The 20,279-nt window shown below is 30.8% G+C and carries 19 protein-coding genes; 10 read left to right on the forward strand and 9 right to left on the reverse strand.

Going from position 1 to position 20,279, the window contains the following annotated elements; all coding sequences use genetic code 11:
• Positions 1–21: 21 nt before the first annotated feature.
• Positions 22–1,728, reverse strand: coding sequence for a PspC domain-containing protein (locus B0I03_RS01305; protein ID WP_111565681.1), 1,707 nt, complete (start codon positions 1,726–1,728; stop codon positions 22–24).
• A gap of 5 nt (positions 1,729–1,733) precedes the next feature.
• Complete coding sequence (locus B0I03_RS01310) at positions 1,734–2,063, reverse strand: PadR family transcriptional regulator (protein WP_026724567.1); 330 nt, start codon at positions 2,061–2,063, stop codon at positions 1,734–1,736.
• A gap of 234 nt (positions 2,064–2,297) precedes the next feature.
• Here B0I03_RS01310 and B0I03_RS01315 point away from each other — a divergent pair, with 234 nt between their 5' ends.
• On the forward strand, positions 2,298–2,753 hold the full coding sequence (locus B0I03_RS01315) for a DUF4442 domain-containing protein (RefSeq protein WP_111565682.1): 456 nt from the start codon (positions 2,298–2,300) through the stop codon (positions 2,751–2,753).
• 99 nt (positions 2,754–2,852) lie between these two features.
• Entirely contained in the window at positions 2,853–3,779 is a 927-nt protein-coding gene (locus B0I03_RS01320; RefSeq protein ID WP_317048032.1) for a TIGR01777 family oxidoreductase, read from the forward strand.
• A gap of 33 nt (positions 3,780–3,812) precedes the next feature.
• On the opposite strand, the gene B0I03_RS01325 is transcribed toward B0I03_RS01320, so the two are convergent.
• Positions 3,813–4,478: a YceI family protein gene (locus tag B0I03_RS01325; protein ID WP_111565684.1), complete on the reverse strand. Its 666-nt coding sequence runs from the start codon at positions 4,476–4,478 to the stop codon at positions 3,813–3,815.
• Positions 4,479–4,654: 176 nt separating this feature from the next.
• Between B0I03_RS01325 and B0I03_RS01330 the strand changes: the two genes are divergently transcribed.
• The 6 genes from B0I03_RS01330 to B0I03_RS01360 all read left to right on the forward strand — a co-directional run bounded on the left by B0I03_RS01330 (position 4,655) and on the right by B0I03_RS01360 (position 11,089).
• Positions 4,655–5,194, forward strand: a complete 540-nt coding sequence (locus B0I03_RS01330) for a nucleotide exchange factor GrpE (protein WP_394338057.1) — start codon at positions 4,655–4,657, stop codon at positions 5,192–5,194.
• A gap of 59 nt (positions 5,195–5,253) precedes the next feature.
• Positions 5,254–6,372 (forward strand): molecular chaperone DnaJ, encoded by a 1,119-nt coding sequence (gene dnaJ, locus B0I03_RS01335; RefSeq protein WP_026724571.1) that lies wholly within the window; start codon positions 5,254–5,256, stop codon positions 6,370–6,372.
• A gap of 163 nt (positions 6,373–6,535) precedes the next feature.
• Complete coding sequence (locus B0I03_RS01340) at positions 6,536–7,456, forward strand: ABC transporter ATP-binding protein (RefSeq protein WP_111565686.1); 921 nt, start codon at positions 6,536–6,538, stop codon at positions 7,454–7,456.
• Between the two features lie 2 nt (positions 7,457–7,458).
• Positions 7,459–8,757 carry an ABC transporter permease gene (locus B0I03_RS01345; protein ID WP_111565687.1) on the forward strand — a complete coding sequence of 433 codons (1,299 nt, stop codon included), beginning with the start codon at positions 7,459–7,461 and terminating at the stop codon, positions 8,755–8,757.
• A 469-nt stretch (positions 8,758–9,226) separates the two neighbouring features.
• Entirely contained in the window at positions 9,227–10,390 is a 1,164-nt protein-coding gene (locus B0I03_RS01355; protein ID WP_026724574.1) for a sigma-54-dependent transcriptional regulator, read from the forward strand.
• A 78-nt stretch (positions 10,391–10,468) separates the two neighbouring features.
• Positions 10,469–11,089: a DEAD/DEAH box helicase gene (locus B0I03_RS01360; RefSeq protein WP_111565689.1), complete on the forward strand. Its 621-nt coding sequence runs from the start codon at positions 10,469–10,471 to the stop codon at positions 11,087–11,089.
• A gap of 34 nt (positions 11,090–11,123) precedes the next feature.
• On the opposite strand, the gene B0I03_RS01365 is transcribed toward B0I03_RS01360, so the two are convergent.
• On the reverse strand, positions 11,124–13,244 hold the full coding sequence (locus B0I03_RS01365) for a M3 family metallopeptidase (RefSeq protein ID WP_111565690.1): 2,121 nt from the start codon (positions 13,242–13,244) through the stop codon (positions 11,124–11,126).
• Between the two features lie 179 nt (positions 13,245–13,423).
• On the opposite strand from B0I03_RS01365, the gene B0I03_RS01370 reads away from it, so the two are divergent.
• Both B0I03_RS01370 and B0I03_RS01375 read left to right on the forward strand, forming a co-directional pair.
• On the forward strand, positions 13,424–15,058 hold the full coding sequence (locus tag B0I03_RS01370) for an ABC-F family ATP-binding cassette domain-containing protein (RefSeq protein WP_111565691.1): 1,635 nt from the start codon (positions 13,424–13,426) through the stop codon (positions 15,056–15,058).
• Between the two features lie 195 nt (positions 15,059–15,253).
• Positions 15,254–17,440: a tetratricopeptide repeat-containing hybrid sensor histidine kinase/response regulator gene (locus tag B0I03_RS01375; protein WP_111565692.1), complete on the forward strand. Its 2,187-nt coding sequence runs from the start codon at positions 15,254–15,256 to the stop codon at positions 17,438–17,440.
• A gap of 13 nt (positions 17,441–17,453) precedes the next feature.
• Here B0I03_RS01375 and B0I03_RS01380 read toward each other — a convergent pair whose 3' ends face one another.
• From B0I03_RS01380 to B0I03_RS01400, 5 genes are read right to left on the reverse strand one after another with little or no spacing between them, the layout of a single operon-like run.
• Entirely contained in the window at positions 17,454–17,990 is a 537-nt protein-coding gene (locus tag B0I03_RS01380; RefSeq protein WP_111565693.1) for a hypothetical protein, read from the reverse strand.
• 15 nt (positions 17,991–18,005) lie between these two features.
• Positions 18,006–18,668: a leucine-rich repeat domain-containing protein gene (locus B0I03_RS01385; protein ID WP_111565694.1), complete on the reverse strand. Its 663-nt coding sequence runs from the start codon at positions 18,666–18,668 to the stop codon at positions 18,006–18,008.
• Positions 18,669–18,711: 43 nt separating this feature from the next.
• Positions 18,712–19,053: an FEKKY domain-containing protein gene (locus B0I03_RS01390; RefSeq protein WP_111565695.1), complete on the reverse strand. Its 342-nt coding sequence runs from the start codon at positions 19,051–19,053 to the stop codon at positions 18,712–18,714.
• Positions 19,043–19,375, reverse strand: coding sequence for a hypothetical protein (locus B0I03_RS01395; RefSeq protein ID WP_146603239.1), 333 nt, complete (start codon positions 19,373–19,375; stop codon positions 19,043–19,045). Before B0I03_RS01395 ends, B0I03_RS01390 begins: the two co-directional genes overlap by 11 nt.
• 10 nt (positions 19,376–19,385) lie before the next feature.
• Positions 19,386–20,279 (reverse strand): hypothetical protein, encoded by an 894-nt coding sequence (locus tag B0I03_RS01400; protein ID WP_111565697.1) that lies wholly within the window; start codon positions 20,277–20,279, stop codon positions 19,386–19,388.

Here is a 20,279-nt window from a genome sequence, read left to right on the forward strand (position 1 = left end):
TTTTAAATTTTTAGTAGTTTCTTATTTAGTTTTTATAGTAATGATTTCTTTTGTTTTTGTAGAATCGGTTTCATTTACTTTAACCTCTTTTTTTATTAAAACACCATTATCATCATAATATATTGTTGAAGAAGAGTCAGTGCTTTCACTGTTTTCTTCCGCTAAACAATTTAAACATTTTATCTTATCAGAATCTACACGGTAAACCGGATTTTTTGTATCATATTCACTTTCATCGAAAAAGTCGTAATCACTTCTATCGTAATTGCTGTAACTTTCGTCAGTTTTGAAGATGGTTCCTTTTGGTAAGTACAAATAAATCTCTACTTCCTGACCTCTGAATTTATTTTCTACAGCAGTTAATAAATAATTGTCTAAAACGATGGTGTTTCCTTCAATTTTGTAATTGTATTTAATTTTTTCAGCTCTCTTCTTAGCTTGTGAAGTTGATTTTCCATTTGCTAATTTTTCAATTAACATGTATGGAGTTGCTTCATCTGTATACTTAATTTCGATAGAAACATTATTCGAATATATGATTTCATTATCACCTTCGTCTTGTGTTATTTTGAAATCGTGATGTCTGTAATTGCTTTTCGAGTAAAAATCATTGTTCTTGAATTTGATTTTCAATGTATCGTTTGGTGCAATTGCAATCACTTCTTTTTGAACCGATTTTCCTTCAAATGCTAATTGAGACGCTTCGTTAATTCCTAATGAAATAATGATCCCAACAGCTATTAACCATACCGCTAACAAACTATATTTTACATAATTTCCAATAGATCTTAAATTGTTAACCATTAGCTTTAAACCTAAAATCAGTAAGAAAAACAACGGAATTCCAAACCCTAATAATAGTAACATTCCTTGAGCCCAAAGTGGAGTTTCTAAACCAATTGGTGTTTGAATGTTGTTTAAAATGTAATTATCAGGCATTGTTGACGAAAATATCATAATGATACTCGTTATAATGATTCCTATCAATCCTATTCCTGAGAAAAACACGATAAAAGCTCCAATTATTTTGGCAAATACTTTAAAGATAGTTGTGATAACTTCTTCAATTGTAGAACCAATTCTAGTAGCTCCAGATTTTGCTGAATTAGTTATTTTCTCATGGTCGATATTACTAAATTTAGAAGTAATATCGTCAAAACCTTCCTTTACTTTTTTTTCGATATTTGAGATGGTTATCGGTTCGCCTTTCATTTCAAGTTTCTGAGTTGTAGTAACCGCTTCTGGAACTAAAATCCATAATACGATATAAACAAATAAACCAGTTCCAAAGCCAAAGAATAAAATAACCATGATGATGCGTAACCATAAAGTATCTATTCCTAAATAATGACCTAAACCAGCCATTACACCACCAAGCATACCGTTTTCTTTATCACGATACAATCTTTTTGAAGGATAATAGAAATTAGTTGAAGAAGAACTAGATTGATAAGTTGATTTCTCATCGTCAATTTTGTAATCTTCTGGTTGTCCCATAATAGTAATAACCTCTTCAATTTCAGTTAATCCCACAACTTGTTTGTCGTTTTTTAAACGCTCTTGAAAAAGTTCGGCAATACGACTTTCTATATCTTTCATTATTTCGTCTCTTCCATCAGCCGAAAGCGAACGTTTCACCGCATCAAAATAACGCGATAATTTTTGATAGGCATCTTCGTCGATGTGAAAGAAAAAACCTCCTAAATTTATACTTATTGTTTTGTTCATGACTTTTAGTTTTGACTTGTTATTATGTTTACTGCATCTGATAATTCTTTCCAGGTGCCATTTAATTCTTGTAAAAATTCTTTTCCTTCATCGGTTAAACCGTAATATTTTCTTGGTGGTCCCGATGTTGATTCTTCCCAACGATAATTTAATAATCCATCGTTTTTTAGCCTTGTTAGTAGTGGGTAAACGGTGCCTTCCACAACTAGTAATTTAGCATTCTTTAGCGTATCCAATATTTCAGAAGTATATGCATCTTTTTCTTTTAAGACCGATAAGATACAAAATTCTAAAACACCTTTTCGCATTTGTGCTTTAGTGTTTTCAATGTTCATAATTCCCCTTGTTTTTTTTAATTAGACTGTTCATTTTTTGATTCTTTTTGCTTGCGCAGTGATTGATTTGATGATTGAAAATTAGATTACCTATTATTTTCTTATACAAAGATAAGTCTAAAAGCAGGTATTATGTTACACATAGTACTAATATTTAACAAAAATTTAACAAATAAAAAAAATACTAGGAATGCATAGTATTTTTTGTATTTTTACAAAATAAATCAATGAATTATGGAGTTTACACCTGCAAAACTAAATCTATTTACTTTTTTTAAACTACCTTCTGCCTTTTGGAGTGGGGTAAGAGTTAAATCAATTTCACCCGAAGTTTGTGAAGTAACGGTAAAACATCGTTGGTTTAATCAAAACCCGTTTAATTCTATGTATTTTGCTGTGCAAGCTATGGCGGCTGAGTTTACAACGGGAGCTTTAGTAATGTTTCAAATCAAGCAAAGCGGTAAAAACATATCAATGTTAGTGGCGCAGAATAAAAGTATGTTTACCAAAAAAGCTACAGGAAGGATTACATTTACTTGTAATCAAGGAAATGCAATCAAAGAAACCATTCAAAAAGCGATTGACACAAATGAAGGACAAACGATTTGGTTGACTTCTATAGGTAAAAATGAAAAAGGAGAACAAGTTTCCGAAATGCAATTTGAGTGGACCATTAAAGTTAGAGGTTAATATTTTTTAACTCCCAACTCATAACTCTGATCTCTCAACTTAAAACTAATCCTAAACATAAGTTAATTTACTTTCATTCCTTATTTATTGATAGTAAATTTGAGAAAAAAGGAAAAGAAAATGACGGTTTTAATTACAGGAGCTACAGGATTAGTTGGGCAAGAATTGGTAAGTTTATTACTTCAAAATGGATTTACAGTTCATTATTTGTCGACTTCGAAATCAAAACTAGTTTCGCAAAATAATTACAAAGGTTTTTATTGGAATCCCAAAACATCTGAAATCGATTTAAATGCTTTAACAGACGTTGAGGTGATTGTGCATTTGGCTGGAGCTTCGGTTGCAAAAAAATGGACATCTTCGTACAAAGAAGAAATAATTGAAAGTAGAGTTTTATCTACAAGATTACTTTATAAAACACTTCAAAAAAATTCGCATCAAGTAAAACAGATTGTTTCTGCTTCAGCTATTGGGATTTACCCAAATGACTTCAACTATATTTATCATGAAACAGATAATAAGGTTGACAATTCATTTTTAGGTAATGTTGTACAACAATGGGAAGAGGAAGTCAATCAGTTTGAAAAGTTACAAATTAATGTAGCTAAAATTAGAATTGGAATTGTGCTTGCTAAAGAGGGAGGAGCGCTTCAAGAAATGGCTAAGCCGATTAAAATGGGTGTTGGAGCTGCTTTTGGTTCAGGAGAACAATATCAGTCTTGGATTCACATTCAGGATTTAGTAGCTATTTTTCAATTTGTAATCCAAAACCAACTTTCAGGCGTTTTAAATGGAGTTGCTCCTTATCCAGTTACGAATACTGAATTAACAAAAGCGATTGCTAAAACTTTAGGAAAACCATTATTTCTGCCAAATATCCCGCAGTTTGTAATGAAACTTATTCTTGGCGAAATGCATCAAATACTATTTTCAAGTCAGCACGTAAGTTGTAGAAAACTACTCGATTTGAAATACCAATTCAAATTTGCTTCCTTAGATAAAGCATTGAATGATTTATTAAAATAAAAAAACCGCCAATTTTGTTGGCGGTTTTTGTTTTTATTGTTTTGTTGCTTTTAATTTTACAACCAATTCAATTTCATCGTTTACAAACTTATCTTTTAAATCATCAAAAATCGATTTTGAAGCATAATTTACATTCCAATGTGTTCTATTAATTTGGAAAGAATCTGAAGTTAGTGTCATGTTGTTTCCTTCGTAAGCAACAGTCGCAGGAAAACTAACTGGTTTTGAAGTTCCTTTTAAAGTCAAGTTTCCGTTTACAGTGGCTTTTCCGTTTGCAGAAGTAATAGAAGTAATTTCAAACATTCCTTCTGGAAATTTACCTACGTTAAAGAAATGATCTTCTCCTTCTTTATCGCCAGTTCCTTTTAAATGCGCTTCTAAATCTTCTTTTCCATCACCTGCTTTTAAGTCGGTAACTACAATAGAATTCATGTCGATAACAAATTTTCCACTTTGAATGCTATCATTCTTAACCGCAACTTCTCCCGATTTCAAATTAATAGTTCCATTGTGTTTTCCGGCAGGTTTAGAACCAATCCATTCAATTACTGAAGCTTTTGTGTCAACTACATAAGTCGTGCTTTCTGCCGATGCTGTTGCAACTTCTCCAGCTTCACCATTTTCACTTTTTTCTCCTTTACAAGCTACATTCATTGAAATGCTAGCCAAAACGAATAAACTTAAAATGCTTTTTTTCATGTTTTAATTTTTTTAGTTGTTACAAACTTACTTTTTAACTTTTTTAAACAGTCTTAAAAAGTTGCTAAAATTTATCTTTCAAGAATTTTGCTGACAATTTGACATTTTTCAACTTTTGGCAATACATTTGCAATCCCATTTACTAAAGAAAAATGTTTAAAAAAATATTCAAAAATATGAGTCAAGAAAGTACTGAAAACATCGAAAAGGAGAACATTAATGAAGAAAATGTTTCAGAAAATCAAGGAATTCCAACACCAGAATTAACGGTAGAAGAGCAATTGCAAGAAGAATTAAGTAATGAAAAAGACAAATTTTTACGTCTTTTTGCTGAATTTGAAAATTATAAAAGAAGAACTGCCAAAGAACGTATTGATTTGTTTAAAACAGCAAATCAAGAAGTTTTACAAGCAATGTTGCCAGTTTTAGATGATTTCGACAGAGCTTGGGCACAAATTTCAAATTCAGGTGATGAAGCTTTGGTAACAGGTGTTCAATTGATTCATGATAAATTAAAATTAACTTTAGTTTCTAAAGGATTAGAAGAAGTAGAGATTAAAGCTGGAGATGCTTTTGATGCTGATTTTGCTGAAGCTATTACCCAAATTCCAGCACCAAACGATAAATTAAAAGGTAAAATTGTCGATGTAATTGAAAAAGGTTACAAATTAGGTGACAAAATCATCCGTTTTCCAAAGGTGGTTATCGGACAATAATTTTACTGTAGAGACAAGTCATGACTTGTCTTTTTCTACATATTATAATACAAGATGTAATGAAAAAAGATTTTTACGAAATATTAGGCATTTCAAAAAATGCTACAGCCGAAGAAATAAAGAAAGCCTATCGCAAGAAAGCAATCGAGTTTCATCCTGACAAAAATCCAGGTAATAAAGAAGCAGAAGAAAAGTTCAAAGAAGCTGCCGAAGCTTATGAAGTTTTAAGCGATGCCAACAAAAAAGCAAAATACGATCAATATGGTCACCAAGCTTTTGATGGTGGTGGATTTGGCGGTGGTCATCACATGAACATGGATGATATCTTCAGTCAATTTGGTGATATTTTTGGTGGTGCTTTTGGCGGTGGTGGATTTTCTGGATTTGGCGGTGGCGGAGGTCAACGCAGAGTAAAAGGAAGTAACCTTCGCATCAAAGTAAAATTAACTTTGGAAGAAATTGCTAACGGAGTTGAAAAGAAAGTCAAAGTAAAACGTAAAGTTCAAGCTTCTGGTGTAACGTATAGAAGTTGTCCAACTTGTAATGGTTCTGGACAAATTATGAAAGTTGCTAATACCATTTTAGGTAGAATGCAAACAGCAACTACGTGTCATACTTGTAGTGGTTCTGGTCAAATTTTAGATCAAAAACCTGCTGGAGCAGATGCACAAGGAATGTTGTTAGAAGACGATACGGTTTCAATCAAAATTCCAGCTGGAGTAGTAGATGGAATGCAATTAAAAGTGGCTGGAAAAGGTAACGAAGCTCCAGGAACAAACAGTATTCCAGGAGATTTAATTGTGGCTATTGAAGAAATCGAACACGAATCTTTAAAGCGTGAAGGTGAAAATTTACACTATGATTTATACATCAGTTTTGCCGAAGCAGCTTTAGGTGTTTCTAAAGAAATTGATACCGTTTCTGGAAAAGTTCGAATTAAATTAGAAGAAGGAATTCAATCGGGTAAAATTCTTCGTTTAAAAGGAAAAGGAATTCCAAGTTTAAATTCTTATGGAAATGGAGATTTATTAGTTCATGTAAATGTTTGGACTCCAAAAACTTTAAACAAAGAACAAAAGCAGTTTTTCGAGAAAATGCTTACAGATGAAAACTTTATTCCGAAACCAGAAAAGTCAGACAAATCTTTTTTTGAAAAAGTTAAAGATATGTTTTCATAATTAAATAAATATTAATACATTTGAAACTCACTTTCTTAGGAGAGTGAGTTTTTCTTTTTCATAGCAATTTTTCCCATCCTTTAGCAATAAAGGGTGGGTTTTTTTTGTAACAAAATCCGTATATTTACTACTTACTAATAATACAAATTCATACTTTTTATATATGAGCAATATTCTCGAAGTACAAAATGTAGTGAAACAATATGGCGATTATACCGCTTTAAATAATGTTTCGCTTCAAGTTCCAAAAGGTAGTATTTACGGACTTTTAGGTCCGAATGGCGCTGGAAAAACATCACTAATTCGAATTATCAACCAAATTACAATGCCTGATAGTGGGGGTGTTTTCTTAGATGGCGAAAAGTTAAATCCAGAACATGTAAAACACATTGGATACATGCCTGAAGAGCGCGGTTTGTATAAGACTATGAAAGTTGGCGAGCAATGTTTGTATTTGGCACAACTAAAAGGAATGCCCGAAGCTGAAGCTAAAAAACAATTAAAATATTGGTTTGAAAAATTTGAAATTCAAGGTTGGTGGGACAAGAAAATTCAGGAACTTTCAAAAGGTATGGCTCAAAAAATTCAGTTTATTGTAACGGTTTTGCACCAACCTAAATTACTGATTTTAGACGAACCATTTTCAGGTTTTGACCCTGTTAATGCGAATTTAATCAAGGACGAAATCATCGAACTAAATAAAAAAGGAACTTCTGTAATTTTTTCTACACACCGAATGGAATCGGTAGAAGAAATGTGTGATTATATTGCGTTAATTCACAAATCTAATAAGCTTATTGAAGGGAAATTAGATGATGTTAAGCGTCAACACCGTACCAATATTTATCAAGTTGGAATCATCACAAATAATATTGAAGGTTTAATGGTGAGTTTAACTCAGAAGTTTACCATTGGGCAAACCAACTTCAAATCTTTAAATGATGATTTAAAATTGGAAGTACATTTAGAAAATCATTCTTCTAATGAATTGATTTCTATTTTAACAAAATTTGGTCAAGTGACCCATTTTATGGAAAAAATCCCAACAGTTAACGATATATTCATTCAAACCGTAAGTCAATAATCATGAGCGTATTATCTTTAATTATCAAGAGAGAATTTATTGCAAAAGTGCGCAATAAATCATTTATCGTAATGACTTTTTTAGGTCCTTTATTGATTGTGGGAATGTCTTTTTTAATTGCGTATTTATCGAGCGTAAATAAAGGCGATATAAAAACTATTGGAGTTCACGATAGAGCGAATGTGTTTGTAAATGATTTTAAAAATACCGAAGATATTAAATATGTAAATCTTTCTAATTTATCATTTGATAAGGCAAAAGATTCATCAAGCAACGCTTTTGAAGGCTTAATTTATGTGCCAGAAGTTCAAAACGTAGAAGAATTGGCAACCAAAACAACCTATATTTCAGATGATAGTCCGAAAATGGATTTTTTAATGAATTTACAAAAAGTTATTGACACCAAATTAAACAAAGAAAATCTTAAGAAATTAGGTTTTGATGCCGAAAAAATTGAAAACGCGAAAATTAAATCGGAAGTGCAATTTGCTAAGTTTTCAGGTGAAGATGGATTAAAATTCTTAAATGAAATCAAAATAGGAATCGGTTTCGCTTTCGGATATTTAATTATGATGTTCATCATTATTTACGGAAATATGGTGATGCGAAGCGTTATTGAAGAAAAAACGAATCGTATTATTGAAATCATCATTTCTTCGGTAAAACCATTTCAATTGATGATGGGAAAAATCATAGGAACTTCATTAGCAGGAATTCTTCAATTCTTAATTTGGATTGTACTTGGAGTGGTTTTGATGTTTTCGTTATCGGCTGTTTTTGGAAGTCAACAAGAAGCCGTTGCAACGGCACAAGTTACAGCAGAGCAAGCAGAAGTTGCTATGAGCTTTATGGATAAATTACAACTTTACATAGCAGAAATTCCAGTAGCATCAATACTAATTGGTTTTGTGATTTTCTTTATTGGAGGTTACTTTTTGTACAGTTCCTTTTATGCCGCTATAGGAGCCGCAGTAGATTCTGAAACCGATTCGCAACAGTTTTTAATGCCAATCATCATGCCTTTGATGTTAGCAGTTTATGTCGGTTTTTTAACGGTTATGAATGATCCTCATGGAACGGTTGCTGTAGTCTTTTCATTAATCCCATTAACATCTCCAATTGTGATGTTGATGCGTATTCCTTTTGGAGTGCCATTATGGCAATTAGCACTTTCTGTAGTTTTATTGTACGGAACGTTTATCTTTGTAGTCTGGTTTGCGGCAAAAATCTACCGAGTAGGTATTTTGATGTACGGAAAAAAACCAAGTTGGAAAGAATTATATAAGTGGTTGAAATATTAAAAAGAGATTAAGAGTTTATATTTTAGGAGTTTAAAAGGTTTTTAATGGTTTTTAAAATTTTATTTTATCTAATTTTTTTATTAGGAATTGTTTTTACAATTTTTTCAACTTTGAAATATAAAAGTTTGAATAGCATAGAAAAAGAATATAAACAAGAACTTTTTTTGAGTAGAACAAAATTTGTTATTATAATAGGAATATCGAATATTATTATATTAATTTTCCTATTTAGGTTTTTTGGAGAATTAGCAAGATATTTTTTCTTAGTATTTTTTTTATTTTGGAGTTTATTTGATTTTTTTGATTCTAAAAATAAAATCGAAATTATGAAAAAGAATAATTTTTCGAGTATTTTTTTGAGTGATTACAAATTGTCGACAAATTACCAAACTATTGGTTTGTTTTGCTTTTTCATTTTAATTGTAATGGCTTTTTTAAAAAATTAATTCGTGTATAGATTAAATAAAAAATGAGTAAAATCCTTATCATAGAAGACGAAGCAGCTATTCGAAGAGTATTAACAAAAATACTTTCCGAAGAAAATGATTCGTATAAAGTTGAAGAAGCAGAAGACGGTTTACAAGGAATTGAAAAAGTCAAAAATGAAGATTATGACTTGATTCTTTGTGATATCAAAATGCCAAAAATGGACGGTGTTGAGGTATTAGAAGCCGTTAAAAAAATCAAACCTGAGATTCCAATGGTGATGATTTCAGGTCATGGTGATTTGGAAACTGCTATTAATACGATGCGTTTAGGAGCTTTTGATTACATATCAAAACCACCTGATTTAAATCGTTTATTGAATACGGTCCGAAACGCTTTAGATAAAAAGCAATTAGTAGTAGAGAACAAAATCTTGAAAAAGAAAGTCTCTAAAAACTACGAAATGATTGGAAATAGCGAAGCTATCAATCACATCAAGACAATGATTGATAAAGTCGCTCCAACCGATGCCCGAGTTTTAATCACAGGTCCGAACGGAACTGGAAAAGAATTAGTAGCGCATCAATTACACGAAAGAAGCGAGCGCTCATCAGCTCCTATTATTGAAGTGAATTGTGCGGCTATTCCATCTGAATTAATTGAAAGCGAATTGTTTGGTCACGTTAAAGGTGCTTTTACTTCAGCTGTGAAAGACAGAGCTGGTAAGTTTGAAGCTGCTGATGGCGGAACCATTTTCTTAGATGAAATTGGCGACATGAGTTTATCGGCTCAAGCCAAAGTGTTACGTGCTTTACAAGAAAATTTAATTCAACGTGTTGGTGCTGACAAAGACATTAAAGTCAATGTTCGTGTGGTTGCTGCAACCAATAAAGATTTGAAAAAAGAAATCGAAGAAGGTAGATTTAGAGAAGATTTATATCATCGTTTAGCTGTGATTTTAATCAAAGTTCCAGCTTTAAATGATAGAAGAGACGATATTCCAGAATTAATTGAGCATTTTGCTGCTAAGATTGCTTCGGAACAAGGAACTTCTCCAAAATCATTTTCAAAATCAGCCATCAAATTATTACAAGAATACGATTGGACAGGAAATATCCGTGAGTTGCGAAATGTAGTAGAACGCTTAATTATTTTAGGTGGAAACGAAATTTCGGAACAAGATGTAAAACTGTTTGCAAGTAAATAATATCAAGTAAAAAGTGATAAGTAAATAGTGAAAAGTTTGCTAATTACTAATCACTCTTCACTAATTACTAAATAAAAAATGCAATTAAAAAAAATAAATCCCAACCTTCAAAAAGCACTTATTGAAAACGATTTAATCGAAGCTAATGAGTTGCAACAAGAAACATTTTCAACTATTAAAAGTGGTGTAGATGCTGTAATTCAAGCGCCAAATGGTTCTGGAAAAACCACTACTATTTTAATGAATGTGATTCAGAAAATGGATCAACCTGTTGGAGAAAGTACACGCGCTTTAATTTTAGTTCAAGACAAAGAAAAAGTACTTGAAGCAGTTGAAATGTTCAAGAAATTGAATCGTTATAATAATTTAAGAGTTTTTGGTGTTCACGAAAAAGGGGATATCGATTACGATAAAAACCAAATTTCGCTAGGAATGGATGTGTTGATTGGAACGCCAATTCGTATCAACGAAATGTTCTCATCAGCAGGATTCAATATGACAACTATTAAAATGTTTGTGGTTGATGACGTAGAAGAAATGTTACGTAAACGAGAAGATTCCATCATACAAAGACTTTCTATGAGTGCGGAGAAAACCCAACGTTTATTCTTCTGTTCCCAAATTACCGAAAGAGTAGAAGTGTTAGCTGACAGAATTATGATTGAACCTTTATTTTTTGAGATGGACGATAACGAATAAAAAAACGCCTGAAGTAATTCAGGCGTTTTTTTTATTATTTCACTTGGTCTAAACCTCTTTTTCTTAGTAGTGGTTCAGTGCTTGGTTCGGCACCTCTAAAACTTTTGTAAAGTTCCATTGGATCTTCAGTTCCTCCTTTTTCTAAAACGTTTTTTCGGAATGATTTAGCGTAATCTTGGTTGAATAATCCGTTTATTTTGAATACTTCAAACGCATCAGTATCTAAAACTCCTGACCAAATATAACTGTAATATCCAGCTGAATAACCACCAGCAAAAATATGGTTGAAATACGTACTTCTATATCTTGGAATGATGGTGCTTGGTAAGTTAATTTTGTTCATCGCTTCTTTCTCAAAAGTTTCAGCATCAACCGTAATGTTGCCTTTTTGAGTATGATATTGCATATCTAAAAGAGAAGCCGCTAAATATTCTGTAGTAACGAAACCTTGATCAAAAGTTCCGGCTTTTTGCATTTTTTCAATCAACGCATCCGGAATGATTTCTCCTGTTTTGTAGTGTTTCGCATACATTTTCATTACTTCTGGTTCGGAAGCCCAGTTTTCCATAATTTGAGATGGTAATTCAACGAAATCTCTTGGAACACTTGTGCCTGCTACACTTTCATAGGTTACATTTGATAATAATCCGTGTAAAGCGTGACCAAATTCATGGAAGAATGTGCTTACTTCATCAAAAGTTAATAAAGCCGGAGCGTTTGCTGTTGGTTTAGTAAAATTACATACGATAGAAACTACTGGAGCAATTCGTTTTCCATTTTCCATTTTTTGAGTTCGGTACGAAGTCATCCAAGCACCACCTCTTTTAGAAGCTCTTGGGTGAAAATCCATGTATAAAATTCCTACGTGATTTCCGTTAGCTTCTGTTACTTCCCAAACCGTTACGTCTTCGTGGTATTTTGGGACGTTGTTTAACTCTTTAAATTGTAACCCATATAAATTTTTACAAACCGTAAAAACACCTTCTCTTGTTTTTTCTAAACTGAAATAGGGTTTCATTTCTTGTTCGTCTAAATCAAAACGTTCTTTTCTGATTTTTTCAGCATAATATCTCCAGTCATAAGGTTGAACTTCATCTTTAATTTCGTCTTTTAACATCATTTGTTTGATGTCAGCAGCTTCTTTGTTTGCCATATTTAAGGCTGGAGTCCATAAGTCCATCAACAATTTAGTTGCTGTTTCAGGATTTTTAGCCATTGACTTTTCTAATACATAATCAGCGTGTGTTTCATATCCTAGAAGTCTTGCTTTTTCACTTCTTAAATTGGCAATTTTAATCGCTAATTCTTTGTTGTCTTTGTCGTTATTGTTGTTCGCTCGCATTTGGTAAGCATTCCAAATTTCCTGACGTAATTTTCTGTTTGAACTGTATTGTAAAAATGGCATTACGCTTGAATTCGATAAAGTAAAAACCCATTTTCCAGCTTTTCCTTTCGCTTTAGCATCAGCAGCCGCGGTTTCGATAAGTTCGTTTGGTAATCCAGCTAAATCTTTTGCGTCAGAAATTATTAATTCATACGAATTGGTTTCGGCTAAGATATTTTGTCCGTATTTTAAAGTAGCAACCGCCATTTCAGAGTTGATTTCTCTTAAGCGTTTTTTATTTTCTTCTGATAAATTAGCACCACTTCTAACAAAGTTTTTGTAAAGATTCTCTAAAATCTTAGCTTGTTCTTTATTTAACTTAAAGTTTTTTTGGTTGTCCCAAACGCTTTTTACTCTTTGGAATAAAGCATCATTCAAATAAATATTATCGTTATGTGCTGATAATTTTGGAGCCAATTCTTTTGCAATTGCCTGAATATCTTCGTTGGTATTCGCACTGTTTAAATTGTAAAAAACCGTACTTACTCTAGCCAATAATTTTCCTGAATTTTCCATTGCTAAAACCGTGTTTTCAAACGTTGGTTTTTGTTTAGTGGAAACTATCGCATTGATTTCGGCTTCTTGTTTTTTTATTCCTTCTAAAATGGCAGGTTTAAAATGCTCATTTTTTATTAAATCGAATGGTGGAACTTGATAAGGCGTAGTGTATGTTTCAAAAAACGGATTCATAGTGGTTTTGTTTTTGTCTTGTGAATTAACCGTTACAGCACTTGTTAAGGCTGAAAATAAAAGTAATGTTTTGATTTTCATTTTGGTGAAATTTAAAACGTAAAAATAAGAGATTTCTATTGCTAAGTCTAAAACTTAACGATATTTTATGAAATGTGTTCACAGCATTCCAAAATCTGAATTTTAAAGTTATCTTTGCACCTTCAAAAAATATGTAAAAAGACTTTTTACTTTTTACTTCTAACTTTTTACTTTAAAAAATGATTACAGTAAACGATATTGCCGTAGAATTTGGCGGAACCACTCTTTTTAGCGAAGTAACTTTTGCCATTAATGAAACCGATAAAATTGCCCTTATGGGTAAAAATGGAGCAGGAAAATCTACGCTTTTAAAAATTGTTGCTGGAGTAAATAAACCAACTCGTGGTGTTATTTCGGCGCCAAGTGATGCTGTTGTTGCTTATTTACCTCAGCATTTGCTAACGGAAGATAATTGCACTGTAATGGAAGAAACATCAAAAGCATTTGCTTCGGTGTTGAATATGAAAAAAGAAATCGACGAAATCAATGAACAATTGACTGTTCGTACTGATTATGAAAGTGATGAGTACATGAAATTGATTGAAAAAGTTTCGGAATTATCTGAAAAATATTATTCAATCGAAGAAGTAAATTATGAAGCCGAAGTTGAAAAAATATTAAAAGGATTAGGTTTTGAAAGAGAAGATTTCAATCGTCCAACAAAAGAGTTTTCAGGAGGTTGGAGAATGCGAATTGAATTAGCGAAAATTCTATTAACAAAACCCGATTTAATTCTTTTGGATGAGCCAACGAATCACTTAGATATGGATAGTATCGAATGGTTGGAAGAATTTTTGATTACGCAAGCCAAAGCAGTTATGGTAATTTCGCACGATAGAGCGTTTGTTGATAATATCACAAATCGTACTATCGAAGTTACAATGGGAAGAATTTACGATTACAAAGCTAAATATTCTCATTATTTAGAATTGCGAAAAGACAGACGCATTCACCAACAAAAAGCGTATGAAGAACAGCAAAAATTCATTGCTGATAATCAAGCGTTTATTGAACGTTTTAGAGGAACTTTTTCTAAAACGGAGCAAGTACAATCACGTGTTCGAATGTTAGAAAAAATTGTTCCTATTGAAGTGGATGAAATTGATACTTCGGCTTTAAAATTGAAATTTCCACCATCGGCTCGTTCTGGTCAATATCCTGTAATTGTTAAAGATTTAGAAAAATCGTATGGAGATAAACTAATTTTTAAAGATGCGAATTTAGTTATCGAACGTGGGCAAAAAGTAGCTTTCGTGGGGAAAAATGGTGAAGGAAAATCGACCATGATTAAAGCTATTATGAAAGAAATTGAAATCAATGGAGGTTCTGTAGAAATTGGTCACAACGCACAAATTGGCTATTTTGCTCAAAATCAAGCCGCACAATTAGACGAAAATGCTACTATTTTTGAAACGATTGATAGAATTGCTGTTGGAGATGTTCGAACTCAAATTAAAAATATTTTGGGAGCTTTCATGTTTCAAGGTGATGATATTCAAAAGAAAGTGAAAGTGCTTTCTGGAGGAGAAAAAACGCGTTTGGCAATGATAAAATTATTGTTAGAACCTGTGAATCTTTTAATTTTAGATGAGCCATCTAACCATTTAGATATGAAAACAAAAGACATCATCAAAGATGCTTTGCGTGATTTTGATGGAACTTTAATTTTAGTTTCACACGACCGTGATTTCCTTGACGGATTGGCAGAAAAAGTTTTTGAATTCGGAAATAAACGTGTTAAAGAACATTTCGAAGACATAAAAGGGTTCTTAGCTCATAAGAAAATGGATTCTCTTAAAGAAATTGAGAAATAAGATTTTTGAATTAATAATATAAAGCTCCTTAAAATGGAGCTTTTTTTATATTAAAACGGATTTGCACTAGTTTATATTTTTATTAATATTCTTACCTATTTCTTGGTCAATTCAATAAAAATTTTAAATTTGTATAGTCGCCTAAGTATTTATTTGATTTTAGCTTAAAATTTAACAAATTCCTTTTGATTAGAAATGTTTAAAAGAGTAGTAATAATTTTTTGGATACTGTTTTCTTTTCAACTTTCCTTTGGGCAAGGAATTGGCTATAAAGATAAATATGCAAGAGGTTTGTACGACAAAGCATTAAAAGGCTTAAACGATTTAAAATGTAGTGAATCGTTATTGTATTCCCAACAACTTTTAGAGTACGCTTTAAAGAAGAATAAATATGATATGGCCGCTGCTTCCTACAATATAATTGGGTTAAATTTCGAAGAATTTGGCGATTTAAAAAAGTCTATTCAATATTACAATTCGGGTGTTTCTTATGCAAGATTAGCTAAGAATGATACTATTGCGAATTATCTTTATAACAATATCGGAAATTTATACTATTTTAAATTAAAAGATTCAAAAAAGGGACTTCATTACTACCAAAAATCTTATGGGTTATCTAAAAGAATTGATACTAAAAGAGATATCGCCTTCGCAGAAATTAATTTAGCCGATGTTTATCTTGATTTAAAAGAATATAAAAAAGCAAATTATTATCTACAATTAGTAGAGAAAAAGATGGCACCTAACGATTACGAAATGGGAATGTCTTATTACTCATTAATGGGCTATTATTACGAAATGCAAAATGATTTTTTAAATGCAGAGAAAAATTATTTAAAATGTATTTCAGATTTTAAATTTCAAGAGTTTGAATATCACAAATCGCATCAATTGGATATTTACGGAATGGTTTATAATTTCTATAAAAAACAGAATAAAATAAAAGAAGCACTTTATTATTTAGAAAAACACGACCAACTTCAAGACGAACTTTTTAGTAAAGAAAGAAATATCGAAATTAAAATGGCTGGTGGCGATATTGAAGCACTGGAATACAAATACAAAGTACAACAAATTGAAAACGAAAAGAAAATTCAGGAGCAAAAAATAAATTCAAGCACTCGTTTTAATAAAGTGGTTTTAATTTTTTTAGGCTTTGTAATTGTTTTTTCAATATTTATTTTCAAAGCATTTGTGAATTATAAAAGTCTTAGTAAAAAATTAGCAGATTATAATTATCAATTGCAAGTTGCACGAGAAAAATCAGAAGAAGCAACACGTTTAAAAACACAATTTTTATCTAATGTAAGTCACGAGTTACGAACACCTTTGTATGGTGTAATAGGTATGGCTGAAATTTTAGAAAGCGAACACAAAGAAATTAAAAAGAGTCCTTATTTTAATGCTTTAAAATTTTCTTCACATTATCTTTTAACTTTAATTAATGATGTTTTAAACGTTTATAAAATTGAAGATAATGATATTGAATTCAATTATGAAAATATTAATATTAGAGAAGAAATAGGTCACATAAAAGAATCGATGAATGTTATTGCTAAGTCGAATAAAAATGAAATTATTGTTTCAATTTCAGATGATATACCTCAATTTATTAAAACCGATTTAACTCGATTTTCTCAAATTTTAATCAACTTAGTTAGCAATGCTTTAAAGTTTACCAAAAAAGGAAAAGTTACACTTAGTTTATCTTTTGATAAAAAGGACGATAATACCTTTCTGAAATTAGAAGTTTTAGATACAGGGATTGGAATTCCAGAAGAATATTTAGATAAAATCTTTGAAAAATTTGTACAAGTTGATGTCAATTTGCAAGAACAATACAAAGGAACCGGACTTGGGTTGTCTATTGTTAAAAGATTAGTGGAACTTTTTAAAGGAAGTATTTCAGTTGAAAGTAAAATTAGAGAAGGAAGTAAGTTTACCGTTTGGTTTCCTTACTTAAAAGCGGATGAAATTGTGGTCTTAGAACAACAGAAAGCGAATCCTCAAACCAAGTTAAAAAACTTAAATATTTTGGTTGTAGAAGACAATAAAATCAACCAAATGGTAACCCAAAAACTCTTGGAAAAAAACGGTCACAAGTTCCAAATGGCAGAAAATGGTTTGGAAGCTTTATTGCTCGTTGAGGAGAATAAATTTGATGTAATTCTAATGGATATCAATATGCCAGTTATGAACGGAATTGAAGCATCGATTAAAATTAGAAATCTTGGAATTAAAACGCCGATTATTGCCTTAACGGCTTCTGACAAAGAAAATATTTTGAAAGAAATTTTAGAAAAGAAAAATGGTCTTACCGATGTATTAGTAAAACCATTTGAATACGGTGATTTAGAAAATGTGATTTTGAGGTATATTTAAACTTATACAGAATTTAGTTTTTTGTAGACAAGCTATAATTAATCAAAGTTTTATAAAATCTTGGAAAATCAATATTGTTAATTTCTGTTGTTTCTAATTTTGGATTATTTGCTATATTCAAAGTGTCGGCTCTTTTGTCATTATATAAAGGCATTTGAATACTAACTAATTTATTTTTAGATAAGTTCAAATTTTTAACAATTCCATTTGGATAGTAAAAGGATTCTATTTTGTTATCAGAAAAATCAATGGATTCAAGATTTCTTTCTTCTCTAAATATAACTTTTTTTGAAATTCTATTGTTACTAAAATTTAGTTTTTGAATTCCTTTAGGAAGTTTATTTTCTTCGAAAGTTGCTATTCTGTTTTTAGAAATATTAAGTTCAATAATCGTGAATTTTGATAAATCAGGTTGTGTTTTTAAATTTCTATTCGATAAATCAAGATGATAAATGGTGTCAGATTGACTTAATTCATTACTATTGAATTTTGTGTAAGTTTTGCAGCTTGATAGTTGAATAAGTAGAAATAATACTATGATTTTTTTCATAAGTTTTCAATTGTTTTAAAAACAAATAATTGGATTTTTTGGTCGAGGAATTCGTTTAGTTATTAATTTCTTTGGATTGTTAGTTTGTATTAACGTGTCAATTTTTTCAACTGCAAATAAAACCTCTGCATTAATATTTGGGTTGTTGGAAATATCTAAATAATGGATATTGTCATGTAAATGAATATTTTCAATTAAATTGTTTGAAAGGACTATCTTTCTTAGATTTGATTTATTATCAAAAAAACTATAAGAGAAGAACTTTAATTTATTATTTGACATATCAATTTCTTCAAAATTAATGGTGGTATTATTTTTTATTTCTTTTTCCTTTTTTCCAAAGAATGAATTTTTGCTGTTAAAAACATAGAAGTTTCGTAAAGTGTTATTTGTACATTTCAATTTTCTCAATGTCAAAGGTAATTTACTAAGTGGTATTGTATCTAAATTATTATGTGATAAATCCAATGTAATAATTTTAAATATAGATAAATCAGGAAGTGAATCTAATTTTTTATACGACAAATCTAATTTTAAAATAGTATCTGTTTTGCTTAGATTTGATAAAATTTCAGTAACACTTTTCTCTTTTTCTTGATTAGGTAAATTAGTTTTTATCTCGCTTTCCTCTTTGCAAGAAATCAATAATGAAACAAGTAATGTAAGTACAATTCTCATAGTGTTGTTTTGTAGTTATTTACTTCAAATTTCATTCCAAAATTTATTTCTTCTTCCATTTCTCAAAGCCCATAACACTTGGCTTGATTTCTTTTTGCCATTGATTTCCGTAACTTTTATTTAAATACTCAAAAACCAAAGCATTTTTAGCTTCATATTCTTCAAAATTTGTAGGAGCAATGCAACCAAAATCATGAAATTGAATGTTGTATTTCTTCGCAAAAACCAAATCATCTTTAGTAATTACAGGGGCAATTCCTCCTAAAACATAAATGGTTTTGGTTTTCGAGTTAATTTCGATTTTGATAGTATCGTTTTGTCTTTTCTCTTGAGCTTGTATTGTAAAGTTGAATAAAAGTACTAGAATGATTAGTTTAAAGTTCATGTTTAAATTCTTTATAGATTTTTATTAGTTTTCTTTTTGAAATGTTTTTAGTAGTTATTTTGATAACTCCAAATTTTCCTTTTTCGCCATATAATTCCATAGCCTTTTTATCTTTCCAAACGGTTACAGATTCTATATCATCAGGGTTTATGTATTCCATAACTTCATATTTTAAAATGGAATCATTCACCACAATTAAAGGTTTTTCAGCTTTGATTGAAGCTACACACTTTCTAGGTTTTGTGATAGTGGTTTCTTGACTGTAACATAAATTTGAAGTCACAAAAAATAGTAATAGGAGTGTTGTTAATTGTCTTGTCATAATTTATTTTTTACTTTTTAATCGTAATAAGCACAATTCCTTTTTCTCCCTTTTTACCATAAATTTTTATAGCATCTGTAGGTTGAATAACTTCAATTTTTTCAATTTTTTGTTTGCTCAATGGCGCATACGGACTCGTTGGGTTTTCTCCAAATAAAGATTCTTCTGAATATTCTACTCCATTAATAAAATAAATAGGTTCTTTTAGTTCAATAATTGAATCTATGTCATCAGGACTTAAATTAGAAAGGGATTCTTTGGTTAATTCTCCATCTACCAATACTAAATCATCATTTGCTGCTTTTTTATCTTTTTCTTGAGTTGTTTCAGCCGAATTCATAGTAACATCATAACGCTTTCCTTTAGCCAAATAACCTGAATTATTTGAGGAAGCTGAATTAGACATACTGTTATTGTAAGTTGGAACCAAACTTGTTTTTGCCATTTCTTGAACTTCTTCCGTAGCAATTGGAGTAGGAATCATAACTTCTTTTTTCGATTTGTAATTAATCGTATCATTAATTACAATATTGTTTTGAATTACAATTTGTTGTTGCAAAATTTGCTCTGCTTCTTTTTTAATTTCTGGAGTTGTATTAACAAAACCATTTGCCGATTCAGGTGTTGGAATCGTATTTTTTGTAGAGTCAACTGTAGTAATAGTGTTTTCAGGAATAACTATATTTTCTTTTTCTTGTAGTAAGAAAAAAGTTAATGTTCCTACTAAAACTATCGAAGCTGCTACCGCTAATTTTTTCCACAAATGTTTCTCTTTTTGAAGTGTTTGGGTTTCCATTTTGTCTTCCACGCGTGCCCAAATCTTCTCCATTCCTGGGAAGTCTTTTTGCTCTGCGTTCTCGGCAGCCTGTTGTATTTTTTTATATAATTTTTCTTCTGTTCCCAT

Origin of the sequence: Flavobacterium aquaticum (assembly GCF_003259835.1) — a bacterium.
In the GTDB taxonomy this organism is placed as follows: Bacteria; Bacteroidota; Bacteroidia; order Flavobacteriales; family Flavobacteriaceae; genus Flavobacterium; species Flavobacterium aquaticum.